Consider the following 16,196-nt stretch of genomic DNA (forward strand, 5'->3'; position numbering starts at 1 on the left):
AAGGTAGTCATTTCAATTGGTGAATACACTACCTTTTGGTTATTACTTAAAATAAAGCCTATTTTTTCTTTACACGACCAATTTTTGTTACCGGAATTATTATTTTGGTAATATGTTCATCCACGTTGGTTACATCAAAAGGTGATATAATAAATTCTTCGGATATATTACCAGCAATTTTGTAACCATTTTTGTTAATCCACTGTATCATTTTTATATGAGTATTTATAATATTCGAATAATTCCCGATGTGAGTAGTAGTAGCAGCAGTAAATCCTCCAAATTTCCTACAATTATCGCATTTAGTAGGTGATTCTATGTACATTCCAAATTCAATGAGTGAATCCTTAAAGAAAAACTGCTCAAGAGGGTTTGAATGGTATGTAACAATAATTGATCCTTTGCTCTTTAGTTGTAGCTTATTGCATAAATCAATTATTTCGACCCATCGTTCTAAAGACACCTCTGAATTCGAATAATTTTTCATTACTTTTTTGGTAAATACTAAATCGGTTTCAGGAATTTCCTTAATCTCTATATTTTCAGTAATAATATCCTCTTTGTTGCAGTAGGAAATCATATCTACCCCTTCTTTTAGTCTTTGCAAAAAAGCATAGCCATCGGAATAGCTTTTTTGGAGATTATTTATTTCGTCGGAGATTTCCAAAAGTTTACGTTCTATACTTTTTTTTAGAGTTTCAGCTTTGTTATCATTTATAATTTGTTGAATTTTCTTTAAGGTAAATCCAAACATTCTTAGTTTACGAATTATACATATTGTTACCATTTGGTCCTTACTATAATATCTATATTTATTTTCTTCATTTCTAAATTTAGGGACAACCAATTTTATTTCATCATAATAACGTAATGTTTTCGTAGGAATATTACAAATTTCTTCCACTTGACCTATTGAATATTTATCTCCTCTTTTCATCCATACTCCCCCTTCAAAATAATTCCTGCTCTGTTAAATTATATATTACTATCAATGTGGAAGAAGTGCAATAGTTTAATAGTTAAAAATTACACATCTTTGCTACAATTACAGGTTCAATTGTCTTTGAGTGTTTATAATTTTAAACAAAATATAATATTAAATTATTATTTTTCATAGTCTATGTTACAAAATTGTAAGATTTAAACACAGCAATGTAAGCTAAAATAATGGAATGAATGATTGATATTATTTATAATAGATTTATAGAATAAAATAACTAAAGAATAATGTTTTTTATTAAATATATTAATACAGGAGCATATAAAAGTGGAGGAATAATAAAATAGGAAAAAGATAAATACAGGGTAAGGGAGAAGTTTAATGTCATTTACATTAGCACATCCAGCAGCAGTAGTTTTTATGAAAAATAAATACTTGAATTTGAGTGGATTGATATTAGGTTCTATGGCTCCAGATTTTATATATTTTATATTATTTAATCCAAGTAGCAATTTAGGACATACTATTTTAGGAGCTATAATAGTAAATTTACCATTATGCTTTCTATTAAATTTTATATATTATGAATATATAAAAGATACATTTATTATCAATTTGCCTAGTTGCATATCAAAATATTATACAGGCTTAATAGGTATAAAAAATAAAGTAACTAATGTGAAAGAGGTTATTATTTTTATATATTCTAGTATTATAGGAATGATGACACATGTATTTTGGGATTCTTTTACACATAAAACTGGATATTTTGTATTAAAACTAAATTTTCTTAGAAATACTATAGATTTACTAGGATATAAAATTTATGCATATAAAATAGCCCAACACGGAGGTACTTTGTTGGGATTTATAATAATATTAATTTTCCTTTATAAAATTAGAAATAAGGGGTTAAGTTTAAATGTACCTATAAAAAGCAAGATTATTTACCATATAACAGCTCTAATTATTGAATTTATTGTTATGCTTTTTATTTATATAGTTTTTAATGATAGTTTTGGAATGGGAAGAATGGTAGTTACTTTTATAAATGGATTGTTTTTAGGATATTTAAGTGCATCTATTATTTATAGGCATCATTTAAAGATATAATGGTTAAATATTATAGTCTTTTCCTACACGAGGTACTGAATGAAAATAAAATAAATGATAACTATATAATATAGTAATATTATATAGTTATATAAGCAATAAGATTGGAGTTGATATAATTTATGATTGATTTACTTTTACTAGGTTGTGGTGGTGGAATGCCAATGCCAAATAGATTTTTATCATCTTTATTGATAGGTTATAAAGGAAGAAAGATACTTATAGATTGTGGTGAAGGAACTCAAGTATCTATGAGAATGTCAAATACAGGTTTTAAAAGTATAGACGTTATTTGTATTACACATATTCATGGAGATCATATAGTAGGACTTCCAGGACTTCTTGGGACAATTGGAAATAGTGGTAGAAAAGAAATTCTTACAATAATAGGTCCTGAAGGAATAACGGAAGCTGTTAATGGCTTAAGAACAATTGCAAATTGGTTGCCTTATGAAATTAACATAATAGAAAATCCCAAAGAAACTTTAAGTATAGATAATGAATACATAAATGGAGATATAGAATTATTAACTTTAGAACTAGATCATTCATCACCATGTATAGGATATAGCTTTTATTTTAAAAGAAAACCCAAATTTGATGTAAAAAAAGCTCTTGAAAATAATGTACCTAAAATTTTATGGAGTAAACTACAAAAGAATAAAGGAAAGGTTGTTTTAGACGGAAAAGAATATACTAAAGAAATGGTTATGGGAGAAGAGAGAAAAGGAATAAAAATTACAATGATAACAGATACAAGGCCTAATAAGAGTATAGAAAAATTTATTAAAAAGAGTGATTATTTCATATGCGAAGGCACTTATGGAGACCAACAAGATCTAGAAAAAGCTATGAAAAATAAACATATGACATTTAAAGAAGCTGCTAAATTAGCAAAGAATGGAGAAGTTAAAAAGTTATTACTAACACACTTCGGTAATGCAATGAATGATCCAGCGCTTTATATTAATAATGCAAAAGAGATTTTTGAAAATACTATAATTGGATTTGATAGATATAGTACTAATTTAAAATTTGAGCAAGTATAAATTTTATAATGATGTATCCTTTAACCAAGAAACTACTCTTTCAGGAAAAAGCAAGGAAACACATTTTACATAGGAAAGAAAAACAATCAATATAGAAACAATCGGTATTTTTATGTTATCAATTTGGATTATATAAAAATACCGTTTTTTATTTTAAGGAGTATTGCAATTTATGAACAACTTTATTACAGATGACTCTAGTGTTAGGATTTTTTCATAAAGCCTTATAATTTGGGATACAATATTTTTGAAAGGAGGCTACATCTATGAATGTGTCCTCAAAATTGGATGAAAATATTAAAACCTTAAAAGAAAATTTAGCTGTTATAGGAAAATTGTAGAATATAATTTTGAATATTGTCCTTATTGTGGGACAAAGATAAAATAGGTGATAAAAATGAGAGTATTTTATGCAGTTACATTTAATCAGGAAACAAAAGAAAAATTATTAGAATATAGAAACATAGTTGCTAATCAGTCAATAAAAGGTAAATTTACAAACCCTAATAATTTTCATTTAACCTTGGAATTTATTGGTGAGGTTGATGAAAAACAATTAAAATTGTTAATTAATCTTTTATACCAGTTACAGGATTATCCTGAGCAACTTATTTTTTCTTGTATTGGTTCATTTAAAAGGAAGAATAAAGAAATTATTTGGCTTGGTATTGAAAAGAACAAGGAACTTATGAAATTACAAAGAGAATTAAGAGATTTATTAATTAAGAATGAATTTGAGGTTGATAATAGAAAATATAAACCCCATATTACAATAGGTAGACAAATAGTAAGGGTTGACTCAATGCATGAAATTGATGTTGAACCTATGCAAGTTCCAATAAAATCAATTGCTCTTATGGAAAGTAAGAGAGTTAATGGAGAATTGATTTATGAGCCATTAAAAGAAATAATACTATAAGTTATAGAATGGTACACTACACTAGATATAAAAAGGAGATAGAGTTTATGAAAAAGATAATTATATTTGATCCAGCTATGTGTTGTTCTACAGGAGTCTGTGGACCAGGGGTTGATCCAGAATTGTTAAGAGTGTCAACTATATTAAATAATCTGAAGAATAAGGGAATTATTGTTGAAAGATACAATCTAACAAGTAACCCTCAAGCCTTTGTAGATAATAAGGTAATTAATCAATTATTAAATAGTGACGGTATAGATATACTTCCAGTTGTTATTGTAAATGGTGAAATTGTTAAAACAAAAGCCTATCCAACAAATGAAGAATTTTGCAAACTTTTAGAAGTACCAGAGGACTACCTTAAAATAACAATTAAAAAAGCTATACCTAAAATTAAATCTAAAGGTTGTGGATGCAAGGATGGTTGTTGTTAACTAAGGGAAGGGTGTGTAAATATGTCAAAGTTATTTAATATTAATGATATAGAGTTAACCAAATATTTATTTTTTACTGGAAAAGGTGGAGTTGGTAAAACATCAACAGCATGTGCTACGGCCATGACATTAGCAGACCAAGGTAAGAAAATAATGCTTGTTAGTACAGATCCGGCATCGAACTTGCAAGATGTTTTTAATACAGAGCTTAATAACAAAGGTGTTGCAATAAAGGAAGTGCCAAATCTTGTTGTTGCAAATTTTAATCCAGAAGATGCTGCAAATGAATATAAAGAAAGTGTTGTAGGTCCGTATAGAGGGAAACTTCCTGAAGCAGTAATAAAAAATATGGAGGAGCAACTTTCAGGTTCATGTACTGTTGAAATAGCGGCCTTTAATGAATTTTCAAACTTTATTACAGATGAAAAAATCCAAAAAGAATTTGACTATGTAATATTTGATACAGCACCTACAGGTCATACACTTAGAATGTTACAACTACCATCAGCATGGAGCAATTTTATCAGTGAAAGCACTCATGGGGCATCATGTCTTGGTCAGTTAGCGGGTCTTGAAAGTAGAAAAGAAGTTTATAAAAATGCAGTAAAGGCATTAGCTGATAAGAATATGACTACACTAATTTTAGTTTCAAAGCCAGAAGTATCTCCATTAAAGGAAGCTGAAAGAGCATCTAAGGAGTTGCAGGATATAGGTGTAAAAAATCAGATTCTAGTTATTAATGGCGTTCTTCAAATCCATGATGACATATTATCAACTGCTTTATATGAAAAGCAACAAAAGGCTCTTGATGAGATACCAAAGTATTTAACTAATCTAGTAACATTTGAAATACCATTAAGACCTTATAATATAACAGGTCTTGAAAATGTAAGAGCATTTTTAAAAGAAGACAACATTAAATATAGTGATGAAAAGTTAACTATAAATGAAATTCCTAAATTAAAAACTGTTATAGAGGATCTATATAATACAGATAAGAAAGTTATTTTTACCATGGGAAAGGGTGGGGTAGGAAAAACTACTATTGCTGCTGCAATAGCCTTAGGGTTAGCAAGCAAAGGCAAAAAGGTTCATCTTACAACCACAGACCCAGCGGCTCATTTAAAGTTTGTTTTAGATGAAAATTTAGGAATTACGCTTAGTAGTATAGATGAGAAAGAAGAATTAGCAAAATATAGAGAAGAAGTACTTAGTAAAGCCAGCGAGACTATGAGTGAAGAAGATATTGAGTATATAGAAGAAGACTTGAGGTCACCATGTACTCAAGAAATAGCAGTATTTAGAGCTTTTGCAGAAATAGTTAAAAGATCAGAAAATGAAGTGGTGGTAATTGATACTGCTCCTACAGGTCATACTTTATTACTTTTAGATTCAACTCAAAGCTATAATAAAGAAATACAGCGTTCTCAAGGAGATATACCAGAGTCAGTTAAGAATCTATTACCTAAACTAAGAAATGAAGAACATACAGAGGTTATTATTGTAACTCTTGCAGAAACCACACCAGTTTATGAAGCCATGAGATTACAGGAAGATTTAAAAAGAGCAGGTATTCACAGCAAATGGTGGGTAATTAATTCTAGTATGTATGCTACTAATACAACTAATGAAATATTAAAAGCTAAGGCAAGCAATGAAATTCAGTGGATTAATAAGGTAAATGAAATATCTAATGGTAAGTTTGCAGTTATTGAATGGAAGGCAGAAGAAGTAAAAGGTGAAAAGCTTAGTGAACTATTAAGATAAAGATATATCTTATTAATGAAAATTTTTATTATTTGACAAAATAACACATATTTCTACATTGAAATATGATACAATTCATATAAAGAAAATTTAGTAAACATTTAATATAAGGATGTGGCATTATGAGTTTTTTATGCAGTAATTGTGATTTGAATTATAATATAGAAGAGGGTAAGGAGAAATTAAACAATATTATAGTTGAAAAAAAGCAAAATTTAGTAGATGATAAAGTAATTAAATTAAGTCAACTATTGGATGATTTAGTATATAAGTGTGTTGTGTGTAAAAACAATTTAAATGTTATATCAAATTTGAAATTAAGTTTAAAAGATATATAAAGACTTAGTTTTAGCGAGAATAAATTAATATCTTTATAAAAATTCATAGTAAAAAGGTAGTTGATATAGAAGTGGAAAAACAATTTAAGAGAATAGGAACGCATGATGGAAAATTTCATGCTGATGAAGTTATGGCAACAGCTATACTAAATGAGATTTTCATAACAGAATTGACAAGAACAAGAGATAAAAAAATACTAGATGGATTGGATATAGTATATGATGTCAATGGTGGAGAACTAGATCATCATGGTATTGACAAAGTACTTAGAGAAGATGGCATACCATATTCATCTTGTGGGCTTGTATGGAATAAGTTTGGAAGAGATGTAATAAGTTTTAAGGATCAAGCTTTAAATGAAGAGGAAATTGATGATGTTTTTAAATTTATTGATAGAAACTTAATTGAAGGAATAGATGCTTTAGATAATGGTATATGGATAGATAAATCAGAAGTTCCTTTGATGAATATTTCCTCGATTTTATCAGGATTTAATCCAGTATGGTATGAGAAAAATAATGAAAACAAGAATTTTAATAAAGCAGTTGAATTTGCAGCATCAATTTTAAATAATAAAATAAACTTTAAAATATCTGTACTTAAAGCTAAAGAGAAGGTAATAAAAGCTTATGAAACTAGGGAAATTCCGCAAGTTGTTATACTTGATACATATTGTCCATATATAGAAGCACTTAAGGAAACTGATAAAGATGAGGAAATATTGTTTGTAATTTTTAAAACAAAAACTAATTATCTTATACAGACTGTAAGAGGAAAAGATGGCGAAGATAGAAAGAAACTCCCTAAAGCGTGGCTAGGTAAAAGAGATGAAGAACTTGCAAAAGTGACAGGAGTTAGTGATGCAATATTCTGTCATACTGGAAGATTCATTGCAGCAGCTAGCTCATTAGAAGGAATTAAGAAATTAGCACAAATTGCAATAGATGAGTGTCATGAGCCTTATAAGCATGAAAATATAATAGCTAAAATTATAAAAAGTGTAAGAAAATTATTTGTAAGAAAATAAATTTCTTACACTTTTGATTAAAAACTAGAAATTTATTATTAAGATTTCTTGAAATTAAGGATTTTAAGGCTAAATTTGTGTATATTAGCTTAATTTGTAGATATATATTCACAATTAGTGTTATAATAAACAAATGGTCATTGTGCATATAATATAAAATATATTATTAGAGTGAATTGATGATTTCACATATAATTAAGCAATAATGATTAAATAAATATGTAAAGAGAGAAATGTAGATGGAATTTGAAAATTTAGAAAAAAAAATAAATAGGTTAGATAAGGATATTGAAGCTTTAAGAAGAGTTAAACGGTATTTGTCAAACAAAGATGAAATCAATGAAATAAGTGATGTGTTAAATAAGGAAAGACAAATATATGCGGATGAATTTTATTTAGGAGATGGAAAGGCCTATATAGAATGCATAGCAATTATAGAGGAATTAATCGATAAGGAATTAGGTAAGGAAGAGCAAATAGAATTATTAGATAAGATAAAAGAAATATACGGAAGAAAATCACCAAAAATAAATAAGAAAAGTTATGGCGTTAATGCGTGGCTTAAATTTCTAGATGTTGAGTGTGAGTGGATTGAAAACACAAATAGTGATTGGGCGAAACTAATTATAAAAGAGGTTACACCAAGAAGTCATAATTAAAGCATCTAGAGTTTTGAATATTTTAGAAGAGTTTAGAAAATATAATATGTAAATAAGATTTAAAAAGTATTGGTTTAGACTGATACTTTTTATTTTTTAGTCTTGAGTTTAGAGTTGAAAGAAGAACTTTATAAGTTGAATATAGTCTTTACAAAACTATATATTCAGAGTATAATTAAATTTTGTGTACAATTATAACAATCTTATCATATCTCATATAAATTATACAATAATTTTATCATAAAGATAGTAAGGATGTCAATGATTTTCACAAAAAAATTATAAGGAAGTGGTCAAATTAATACTTTTAATGGAATCCAAAAAGAAGAACTAGTTTATCTTGAAAAAGTTATATTTACCATTAAATCTGAACTTGAAAAAGAAAAAGAGGCTTTAAATACAAAACGAAGTAAGACTATAGCTTCAAGAAAAGAAATGTGGGAAGAAAGTGCGCATGCTTCCGAGGAATTTGCAAGAATATCAGAGATGAACCAATATTTAAGTGAAGTTAATACAAAAACAAGAGATTATATAAGTACAGAAAAAAGAATTGATAGATATAATAAGATGATTAAATCTCCTTACTTTGGAAGAGTTGATTTTGGTGAAAATGGTTTTAATATTGTAGATAAAATTTACATTGGAGTATATAATCTTATGGATACAAGAACTGATGATATTTTTGTATATGATTGGCGTTCACCTATAGCAAGTATATTTTATAGAAATGAATTAGGAAAAGGATCTTATAAATCACCAGCAGGTATAATTTATGGCAATGTTTTATTAAAAAGGCAGTATGAAATTGAAGACTCAAAGCTTAAGTACTTTTTTGATAGTAGTATAAAAATAAATGATGAAATACTTCAAGAAGTATTAAGTAGAAATGCTTCTTCGAAAATGAAAAGTATCATTCAAACAATTCAGAAAGAACAAGATATTATCATAAGAGATACTGAAAATGACCTTTTGATTGTTCAGGGTGTTGCGGGAAGCGGAAAAACATCTATTGCACTTCATAGAATAGCATTTTTGCTTTATGAAGGATTGAGTTCAAAGTTAAATATAAATGATATTATGATAATTTCTCCAAATTCTATATTTAGTAAATATATTTCTGATGTACTTCCAGAGCTTGGTGAGGAAAATGTAGAGCAGTTAATCTTTGATGATTTTGTTAAAGGTGAGAAAAGGCAAAAACAGATGGAAAACCTCATAACATTGCAAGGAAGTGATAAGTTTGAGATAAAGCTTGAAAGTATAAAATTCAAAGGGTCAAATGAATTTGTAAAAATACTAGATAGGTTGCTTAAATATTGTGAGAGAAAATTAATTCCATTTAAAGATGTGTACTATCATGGAAAAACAATTCAAACAGGACAGGAATTAAAAAACATATTTCTTAATAATAAAATTAATATTCCTATAGCTAAAAGGCTAACGAGAATAGAGAATATGATATTAAATAAGATTTATCCACTAAGAAAGAAAAGACTTGAAATGATTGAGAAGGTTGTGGAAAGAACTACAGAAAATCATATGCTTGAGATAAAATCTTTCAGCAGACTTATAGCTATTAAAGAAGCTGGTAAGTTTATGAAGTATATTCACAGATTTACTGAAGTAGATTATATGGAAGTATATAAATTGCTTTTTAAGGATAAAATTTTATTTTTAAAATTATCTAAAGGTATAAAATTACCAGAAAATATAGATGAAATTATATTTGAAACAAATAAAAAACTTAATAAAGGAAATGTATCCTATGAAGATGCTGCTGCACTTTTATATATTAAGATTAACATGGAAGGTGATGAGAAATTTAGGGAAATTAAACAAGTGGTAATAGATGAGGCTCAGGATTATTATCCAATACATTATCATATTTTTAAACTTTTATTTAAAAATGCAAGATATACTGTATTGGGCGATTTTAATCAAACTCTTGAAAAACATGGAGAGAAGAATTTATATGATTGTGTAGAAGAGATACTTCATAAAAAAAAGTCGGTAAAAATTACTTTAAACAAAGGGTATAGATCTTCTTTTGAAATTAATAATTTTAATCAAAGATTGCTTAGTAATAGTCAAGAGATTGTATCTTTTGAAAGACATGAGACAGCTCCAAAAGTTAAATACATAGATAATTTAACTGAGCTTAATAAAATGATTTATCAAGATATAGCTAAATTTTATGAAATGGGATATAAGTCTATAGCTATAATATGTAAAAATGAAAAAGAGGCAAAAAATATACAAGACAGACTAGGATGTAGTATTGATATAAAGATCTTAGTTACACCTTCTTATTTAGCAAAAGGTTTAGAATTTGATGTAGTACTTATATATAATGTTTCAAAAGAAAACTATAAAAGTGATTTTGATAAAAGGCTTCTTTATGTAGCTTGCACAAGAGCATTACATCAATTGGTTTTATACTATACGGGGGAGAAGAGTGAATTTATTAAGTTGAAAGATTTTCTTGGGTAAAGAATATAAAAAATCTGTTGATAAAGTATGTTTATCAACAGATTGACCTAAAGATGACTCTTTAGGTTCTTTTATTTACATAAAACCTTAATAAATCATATTTTCATAAAAATAAGTGTTAGAATAACTCTATTATATCCACATTACATATTAATTATTTATTTTGTTTTTGTTGATTTTGAGCCTTGTTTTGTGGTTGTTGAGCCATGTTTTGTTGTTGGTTTTGAGCTTGGTTTTGTTGTTGGTTTTGACCCATATTTTGTGGTTGAGCGCCTTGTTTAAAATTATTTATCATTTCAGGGACTTTATCCACTAAGGTAGTCATGATATTATTATCATTTGGTAAATTATTAACATTACCTTTTGCATTTACTGGAAGCATAGAAACAGAATCTTTATTTATAACTACAACAGCATTAGTTTTTATTTTAGCTCCTAAACCAAGTCCAGTTCCTTCATTTGTAGTAACAGGTGGTTTTTTACTTGTTCCACTTCCATAACCTACTGTAACTGAGATAACAGGAACTAAAGTTTTATCAGCTACGTTAACAGGAGCACCCATAAAAGACTCTGTTTTCATTAAGTTTTGTAAATCTGTAAATAGGGTATCAACATTTTGAATATCTTGCATAGTTAGTCCTCCTTAATTTTTTTATTATATTAATAAATTAATATAAGCATTTTTATTTTTGGTAAATAACTTTATGTGATTTTACATATGATGACAATAATTTTATAATTGTTGAAACAATGTGTAATTTTATAATGCCATTAACATTAAAATAATTATTTTCTGTAACAAAATTTGGATTATTACGTATATTTTTAAAATCTATTAACTTTGTAAATGAATTTATTATTCCATATATTATTCCTGTTGTTGATGGATCTTTAAACCCATAAGAAGTATCAATATTAAAATAATATGGTTTAACTTGTCGTAAATAATATAATTTATTTTTATTATTTAATTTTTTTGTCTTTTTGGCTTTTGCTTTTATAGGTTTTGCTAATACTTTTTTATTAAATAAATATAATGATAGAAAAATAATAGTGTTTTTATTTTGTATACTTGCTTTTAAAAAAGGGTTTAACCAAGTTACTAAAATATGAAAGTCGAGATTTTCATCTGAATTAAATATAATTTTAAGTGGAACTATAGTTATTAAAATTAATATTGTTAGAAAAATACATATTAAAAGCCAAACTAATATCACATTAAACATCTCCGTTTTGTATTTTCATATTAATAGTATTAGGTATTATTAATTTAAATATTTTATAAAACTAATGGTTAAAATCTTTATAATTTCTATAATAGTGAATAGATGGAATGTATGGTAGTAATACAAAAAACTGAATAAAAATTTTAATATCATATATAAAGCAAGGTAAGAAATATATATATTATATAGAGATTCAAAAATGGTATAGCAAAGTAACAAAAGACAAATAAAGCTCGATGTTTTTTATTTTTAGTAGCATATATTTATTCAGAGGAGGTAATCATATGGAGAAGAAAGATGTGCAAGAGATTATTCATAAAGAAATAGGAGAACCGCTACATGAATTAGCTAAAAGTTTTAGGAAAGAAAAAAAGAAACCAAATTATACAATAATTATTGTTTATATTATTTTGGGGATTTATTTAATATACACGTTTTATGGGTTAACAAAATCAATACATTAATTTAATATATTCTTAGTATACGGGCGAAAAATACATTCAGGCCTAGTTATATATTTTTAGACTTGAAACCTAAATTTTAATGTCTGGATCTTTTATTTTTTATAAGATTACTTCACCTAGATTTTTGACAGTGAGGTATTTTTTTGTACTAAAATATAGTAATTAAAGGAGTTTTGATATATTTATAGAATATATTATTTAATTCAAATTAATTTTTAAACGATTTAAATAAATCATTCAGCAAGAAAAGGAGGATTAGTAATGCAAGTTGACGAATCTTTTAATTTTGTATCAGAAGACTTAAATAGTATTAATTTAGAAAATTACATAGGAAAAATTTTTAGACATTTTAAAGGAAATTTTTATCTATTACTACATATAGTTCAGCATACTGAAACAGGTGAATATTTAGTTGTTTATAAAGCACTATATGGTGATTGTAAAGCATATGCAAGACCTAAAGATATGTTTTTAAGTAAAGTGGATAAAAATAAATATCCTAATGCTAATCAAGAATATAGGTTTGAACCAATAGAAGTTGAAAGGGTAAACGAGGTTTAATACATCAAAATAATCATAAACAAAAATAGAGCCAGCAGGCTCTATTTTTGTTTATGATTATTTTGAATACAATAGAAATTTAGATTTTTTCGCTCAATGAATCAACATGGTCATTGGCTTCTTTTAATCCAACTCCAGTAGCCATTCTATATTTTTTTATTGCTTTAATTTTTTTCCCGTCTGTAATTAGTTTTATTAATTCAATATCCATATTTTGCAATTCTGTGTCAGATAATTTAATTTCATTAGATTTATTGTTAGCTTTATAATTAGTTATACTTAAAATAAAATATAATGCTGCTAACGATATATATAGAATTCCCATATAATTTTTTTCTCCAATTAAGCTCATTATACCTGTAAATGAGAAACAAATGGCTGCAAAAAACCATAGTTTCCATACTTTTGATTTCAACATATAATTCCTCCCTTTTAAAGTTCAATAATTTCATAATATCTTATGATTACGTCATAGATTACTTTTGTATATTATATCATTTAATTTAGAAAAGGAGATAGGGGAAAGATATATATACAAAGAAGGGTATTCCTACTTTGGACTTTTAAACCTTTTTATGGTAGAATTTAAAAAATGATATAAAATATTTTTTATTGAACTGGGACTAGGTAGCTAGGGTTCCGCCTTAAAATATTAAGGGCTGAGACCAAGCGCTACATCTCTTGTTTTACAAGAGGCACCTATTGGAATAAAATGCCCGAGGGGGAAGGTTCAGCGTATTTCCTATACGCTGAATTCTTATCTTCTCGGGCTTGTTTTTTATTCTATAGGAATTTTTATGAATAAAATAAAAGAAGCTTTTTTATTAAGGAGGAGATATTATGGAAAAAGTTAAAGAAATTTGTCCAGGTGTAGCTGTTATAATTTTTGATAATGAAAACAATGTTTTATTACAAAAAAGAGCGGATGTTAATCTTTGGGGGATACCTTCAGGGCATGTAGAACCTGGTGAAACAGTAATTAATGCTGGAATAAGAGAAGTGTTTGAAGAAACAGGTCTGCATATTGAAATACTACGTTTAATAGGAGTGTATTCTGATCCAGAGTCTCAAATTTTTAAATATCCTGATGGACGAATAACACATTTTGTAACTTGTTGTTTTCAAGCTAAAATAATTGGAGGGAAAATCTCTACTACTTCTCCAGAAACTTTAGAAGTTAAATTTTTCCCTATAAACCAATTGCCTTCAAATATATTAAAAATGGATCCTAAATGGTTAAGTGATGCTTTGTCTAATAAAGGACCCTATGTTAGATAAAAACAAACTTCTTATATTTATCTGTTATAATATTTTGGGTGGTGATATTAATGCAAATTGATAGATTGTTTCAAATTGTATATATATTATTAGATAAAAAACGGGTAACTGCAAAGGAATTATCTGAAATATTTGAGGTGTCTAAAAGAACAATATATAGAGATATAGAAAAACTTTCTATGGCTGGAATACCGATTTATGCGAATAAAGGAAATGGTGGAGGGATAAGTCTACTAAATAATTTTGTAATGAATAAGTCTGTTTTATCAAATGAAGAACAGAATAATCTATTAATTGGATTAGAAATACTTAAAGCTACTGAATATGAAAATGTTGATGGTGCAATTTTAAAATTGAAGAACTTATTTAATAAAAATATTGATAATTGGATAGAAGTTGACTTTTCCAATTGGGGAAGTTCAAAAGCAGAAAAAACAAAATTTGAAATGTTAAAATTTGCACTAACTAATTGTAGAAGTATAAAATTTAATTATTATAATTTTTCTGGAGATAAAACAAATAGAATAGTAAATCCTATTAAATTAATATTTAAACATAAAGCATGGTATTTGCAAGCATTTTGTTTATTGAAAAACGATTTTCGCACTTTTAAGGTATATAGGATAAAGGATTTGATAGTAACTGAGGGTACATTTGATAGGAATTGTTATAATTCAGTTGAAACAAATTTTTCTTATCAACATACATCAAATGTAATTAATTTAAAAATTATACTTTCATCACAAGTTAAACATAGAGTTTATGATGAATTTGATGAAAAAGATATTACTAGGAATAAGGATGGCAGTTTCAGTATTAATATTATGGTAGCAGAAGATGAGTGGTTATATAATTATATAATATCCTTTGGTCAATATATTAATATTATTGAACCAAAATATATACGAGGCATTATTAAAAACAAACTAGAATTAACTTTGAAAAAGTATAAATAAATTTTCAAACATGACATACTGGTGTCATATTTACTTTGTTATTATATATTTAGGTCATAGAAAATGAATAAATAAAATAATGAGGTGAAAAATATGAAATATGAAGTAGTAACATTAGCTAAGAAAGTTGTTGTTGGAAAATCAATTAGGACAACGAATGAAAATGGACAATCAATGAAGGATATTGGAGCAATGTGGGAAAAGTTTATTGGTGAAGGTGTCTATGATACTATTAAAAATAAGGTTGATGGAAAAGGAATAGGATTATATACAGAGTATGAAGATGATGTAACCGCACCGTATACATTTATGTGCTGTTGTGAAGTGACAGAAACCACTAATAGTGATGGTCTTGACACAAAAATAATTAGTGAAGGAAAGTATGCAAAGTTTACTGTTAAAGGTAACATGGTTAAAGCAGTAGGTGAAGCGTGGTGTAAAATATGGGATATGGATTTGGATAGAAAATATGATAGTGATTTTGAATTGTATCACAATGATTCAGAAGATATGAACAACCAAACTATAGATATATTTATATCATTGAATTAATGTAGCGTTGTTTTATAATCTAAGAAAAAGATGCTATTTTTATTGAATCTGAAATATTTGAAATATAAAGGTAAGGAATACTTTAGTTCTATTGCACATTATGTTGTATTTAGGAAAATTATATGATATAATTTTTAAAAAAGGGGAGCTTGCACTGCAGGCTGAGAGGAAGTTTATGCTTCGACCCATAACTTGATTCGGATAATGCCGGCGTAAGGAAATATTTAATTTATACTATTTGTTTATATATTTTATGAGTATAAATGGGATGCGCCTTATTCGGAGTATCCCATTTTTTTATGTTTCAAGGATTATGTTTTCAATAAGCAAAGGGGGAGCGCCCTATGCTTTTATATAAAAAATACAACTAAATAGCGAGGGAACTTGTGTTTCAAGGTGAGAGGAAGCTTTTGAGCTTCGAC

Annotated in this window: 18 protein-coding genes and 1 riboswitch; of the genes, 14 read left to right on the forward strand and 4 right to left on the reverse strand. The window is 27.0% G+C overall.

What is annotated here, in order from left to right:
- Positions 1-58 precede the first annotated feature (58 nt).
- Positions 59-937, reverse strand: a complete 879-nt coding sequence (locus OW763_RS05650) for a MerR family transcriptional regulator (RefSeq protein ID WP_268040106.1) — start codon at positions 935-937, stop codon at positions 59-61.
- A 384-nt stretch (positions 938-1,321) separates the two neighbouring features.
- Between OW763_RS05650 and OW763_RS05655 the strand changes: the two genes are divergently transcribed.
- The 9 genes from OW763_RS05655 to OW763_RS05695 all read left to right on the forward strand — a co-directional run bounded on the left by OW763_RS05655 (position 1,322) and on the right by OW763_RS05695 (position 10,737).
- The gene (locus OW763_RS05655; RefSeq protein WP_268040107.1) at positions 1,322-2,053 is read left to right on the forward strand and encodes a DUF4184 family protein; all 732 of its coding nucleotides are present in this window, start codon (positions 1,322-1,324) and stop codon (positions 2,051-2,053) included.
- A gap of 122 nt (positions 2,054-2,175) precedes the next feature.
- The gene (locus OW763_RS05660; protein ID WP_268040108.1) at positions 2,176-3,102 is read left to right on the forward strand and encodes a ribonuclease Z; all 927 of its coding nucleotides are present in this window, start codon (positions 2,176-2,178) and stop codon (positions 3,100-3,102) included.
- A 397-nt stretch (positions 3,103-3,499) separates the two neighbouring features.
- On the forward strand, positions 3,500-4,021 hold the full coding sequence (gene thpR / locus OW763_RS05665) for an RNA 2',3'-cyclic phosphodiesterase (RefSeq protein WP_268040109.1): 522 nt from the start codon (positions 3,500-3,502) through the stop codon (positions 4,019-4,021).
- A 47-nt stretch (positions 4,022-4,068) separates the two neighbouring features.
- Positions 4,069-4,455 carry an arsenite efflux transporter metallochaperone ArsD gene (arsD, locus tag OW763_RS05670; RefSeq protein ID WP_268040110.1) on the forward strand — a complete coding sequence of 129 codons (387 nt, stop codon included), beginning with the start codon at positions 4,069-4,071 and terminating at the stop codon, positions 4,453-4,455.
- Positions 4,456-4,476: 21 nt separating this feature from the next.
- On the forward strand, positions 4,477-6,222 hold the full coding sequence (gene arsA, locus OW763_RS05675) for an arsenical pump-driving ATPase (RefSeq protein WP_268040111.1): 1,746 nt from the start codon (positions 4,477-4,479) through the stop codon (positions 6,220-6,222).
- Between the two features lie 122 nt (positions 6,223-6,344).
- Entirely contained in the window at positions 6,345-6,560 is a 216-nt protein-coding gene (locus tag OW763_RS05680) for an aspartyl-phosphate phosphatase Spo0E family protein (protein ID WP_268040112.1), read from the forward strand.
- A 71-nt stretch (positions 6,561-6,631) separates the two neighbouring features.
- Positions 6,632-7,588: an MYG1 family protein gene (locus OW763_RS05685; RefSeq protein WP_268040113.1), complete on the forward strand. Its 957-nt coding sequence runs from the start codon at positions 6,632-6,634 to the stop codon at positions 7,586-7,588.
- A 239-nt stretch (positions 7,589-7,827) separates the two neighbouring features.
- Entirely contained in the window at positions 7,828-8,247 is a 420-nt protein-coding gene (locus tag OW763_RS05690; protein WP_268040114.1) for a hypothetical protein, read from the forward strand.
- Positions 8,248-8,682: 435 nt separating this feature from the next.
- Positions 8,683-10,737 carry a HelD family protein gene (locus tag OW763_RS05695; RefSeq protein WP_268040115.1) on the forward strand — a complete coding sequence of 685 codons (2,055 nt, stop codon included), beginning with the start codon at positions 8,683-8,685 and terminating at the stop codon, positions 10,735-10,737.
- Positions 10,738-10,891: 154 nt separating this feature from the next.
- On the opposite strand, the gene OW763_RS05700 is transcribed toward OW763_RS05695, so the two are convergent.
- Positions 10,892-11,368, reverse strand: a complete 477-nt coding sequence (locus tag OW763_RS05700; RefSeq protein WP_268040116.1) for a GerW family sporulation protein — start codon at positions 11,366-11,368, stop codon at positions 10,892-10,894.
- Positions 11,369-11,420: 52 nt separating this feature from the next.
- The gene (locus tag OW763_RS05705) at positions 11,421-11,954 is read right to left on the reverse strand and encodes a DUF2953 domain-containing protein (RefSeq protein WP_268040117.1); all 534 of its coding nucleotides are present in this window, start codon (positions 11,952-11,954) and stop codon (positions 11,421-11,423) included.
- A gap of 293 nt (positions 11,955-12,247) precedes the next feature.
- On the opposite strand from OW763_RS05705, the gene OW763_RS05710 reads away from it, so the two are divergent.
- Together OW763_RS05710 and OW763_RS05715 are read left to right on the forward strand one after the other, a co-directional pair.
- Positions 12,248-12,427, forward strand: a complete 180-nt coding sequence (locus OW763_RS05710) for a hypothetical protein (RefSeq protein WP_268040118.1) — start codon at positions 12,248-12,250, stop codon at positions 12,425-12,427.
- Positions 12,428-12,688: 261 nt separating this feature from the next.
- A complete protein-coding gene (locus OW763_RS05715) occupies positions 12,689-12,988 on the forward strand; it encodes a DUF1653 domain-containing protein (protein ID WP_268040119.1) in 300 nt (99 codons plus the stop codon).
- 79 nt (positions 12,989-13,067) lie between these two features.
- Here the strand turns inward: OW763_RS05715 and OW763_RS05720 are convergent, their stop codons facing one another.
- A complete protein-coding gene (locus tag OW763_RS05720; protein WP_268040120.1) occupies positions 13,068-13,406 on the reverse strand; it encodes a ribosomal protein L7/L12 in 339 nt (112 codons plus the stop codon).
- A gap of 422 nt (positions 13,407-13,828) precedes the next feature.
- On the opposite strand from OW763_RS05720, the gene OW763_RS05725 reads away from it, so the two are divergent.
- The 3 genes from OW763_RS05725 (at position 13,829) to OW763_RS05735 (ending at position 15,774) form a co-directional block, all read left to right on the forward strand.
- A complete protein-coding gene (locus OW763_RS05725) occupies positions 13,829-14,266 on the forward strand; it encodes an NUDIX domain-containing protein (RefSeq protein WP_268040121.1) in 438 nt (145 codons plus the stop codon).
- Positions 14,267-14,316: 50 nt separating this feature from the next.
- Positions 14,317-15,222 (forward strand): helix-turn-helix transcriptional regulator, encoded by a 906-nt coding sequence (locus OW763_RS05730; protein ID WP_268040122.1) that lies wholly within the window; start codon positions 14,317-14,319, stop codon positions 15,220-15,222.
- Positions 15,223-15,315: 93 nt separating this feature from the next.
- Positions 15,316-15,774 carry a GyrI-like domain-containing protein gene (locus OW763_RS05735; protein ID WP_268040123.1) on the forward strand — a complete coding sequence of 153 codons (459 nt, stop codon included), beginning with the start codon at positions 15,316-15,318 and terminating at the stop codon, positions 15,772-15,774.
- A 131-nt stretch (positions 15,775-15,905) separates the two neighbouring features.
- Positions 15,906-16,012: riboswitch (TPP riboswitch) on the forward strand.
- Positions 16,013-16,196 lie beyond the last annotated feature (184 nt).

Origin of the sequence: Clostridium aestuarii (assembly GCF_026735135.1) — a bacterium.
GTDB classification, from domain to species: domain Bacteria; phylum Bacillota; class Clostridia; order Clostridiales; family Clostridiaceae; genus Clostridium_H; species Clostridium_H aestuarii.

Excerpts from the sequence above, each read along its gene's own strand:
- OW763_RS05650 (WP_268040106.1), bottom strand. The coding sequence starts at position 937 with ATGAAAAGAGGAGATAAATATTCAATAGGTCAAGTGGAAGAAATTTGT.
- OW763_RS05725 (WP_268040121.1), top strand. The coding sequence starts at position 13,829 with ATGGAAAAAGTTAAAGAAATTTGTCCAGGTGTAGCTGTTATAATTTTT.
- OW763_RS05720 (WP_268040120.1), bottom strand. The coding sequence starts at position 13,406 with ATGTTGAAATCAAAAGTATGGAAACTATGGTTTTTTGCAGCCATTTGT.
- OW763_RS05655 (WP_268040107.1), top strand. The coding sequence starts at position 1,322 with ATGTCATTTACATTAGCACATCCAGCAGCAGTAGTTTTTATGAAAAAT.
- arsA (WP_268040111.1), top strand. The coding sequence starts at position 4,477 with ATGTCAAAGTTATTTAATATTAATGATATAGAGTTAACCAAATATTTA.
- OW763_RS05730 (WP_268040122.1), top strand. The coding sequence starts at position 14,317 with ATGCAAATTGATAGATTGTTTCAAATTGTATATATATTATTAGATAAA.
- OW763_RS05700 (WP_268040116.1), bottom strand. The coding sequence starts at position 11,368 with ATGCAAGATATTCAAAATGTTGATACCCTATTTACAGATTTACAAAAC.
- OW763_RS05660 (WP_268040108.1), top strand. The coding sequence starts at position 2,176 with ATGATTGATTTACTTTTACTAGGTTGTGGTGGTGGAATGCCAATGCCA.
- OW763_RS05690 (WP_268040114.1), top strand. The coding sequence starts at position 7,828 with ATGGAATTTGAAAATTTAGAAAAAAAAATAAATAGGTTAGATAAGGAT.
- OW763_RS05710 (WP_268040118.1), top strand. The coding sequence starts at position 12,248 with ATGGAGAAGAAAGATGTGCAAGAGATTATTCATAAAGAAATAGGAGAA.
- OW763_RS05695 (WP_268040115.1), top strand. The coding sequence starts at position 8,683 with ATGTGGGAAGAAAGTGCGCATGCTTCCGAGGAATTTGCAAGAATATCA.
- OW763_RS05715 (WP_268040119.1), top strand. The coding sequence starts at position 12,689 with ATGCAAGTTGACGAATCTTTTAATTTTGTATCAGAAGACTTAAATAGT.
- thpR (WP_268040109.1), top strand. The coding sequence starts at position 3,500 with ATGAGAGTATTTTATGCAGTTACATTTAATCAGGAAACAAAAGAAAAA.
- OW763_RS05735 (WP_268040123.1), top strand. The coding sequence starts at position 15,316 with ATGAAATATGAAGTAGTAACATTAGCTAAGAAAGTTGTTGTTGGAAAA.
- OW763_RS05680 (WP_268040112.1), top strand. The coding sequence starts at position 6,345 with ATGAGTTTTTTATGCAGTAATTGTGATTTGAATTATAATATAGAAGAG.
- arsD (WP_268040110.1), top strand. The coding sequence starts at position 4,069 with ATGAAAAAGATAATTATATTTGATCCAGCTATGTGTTGTTCTACAGGA.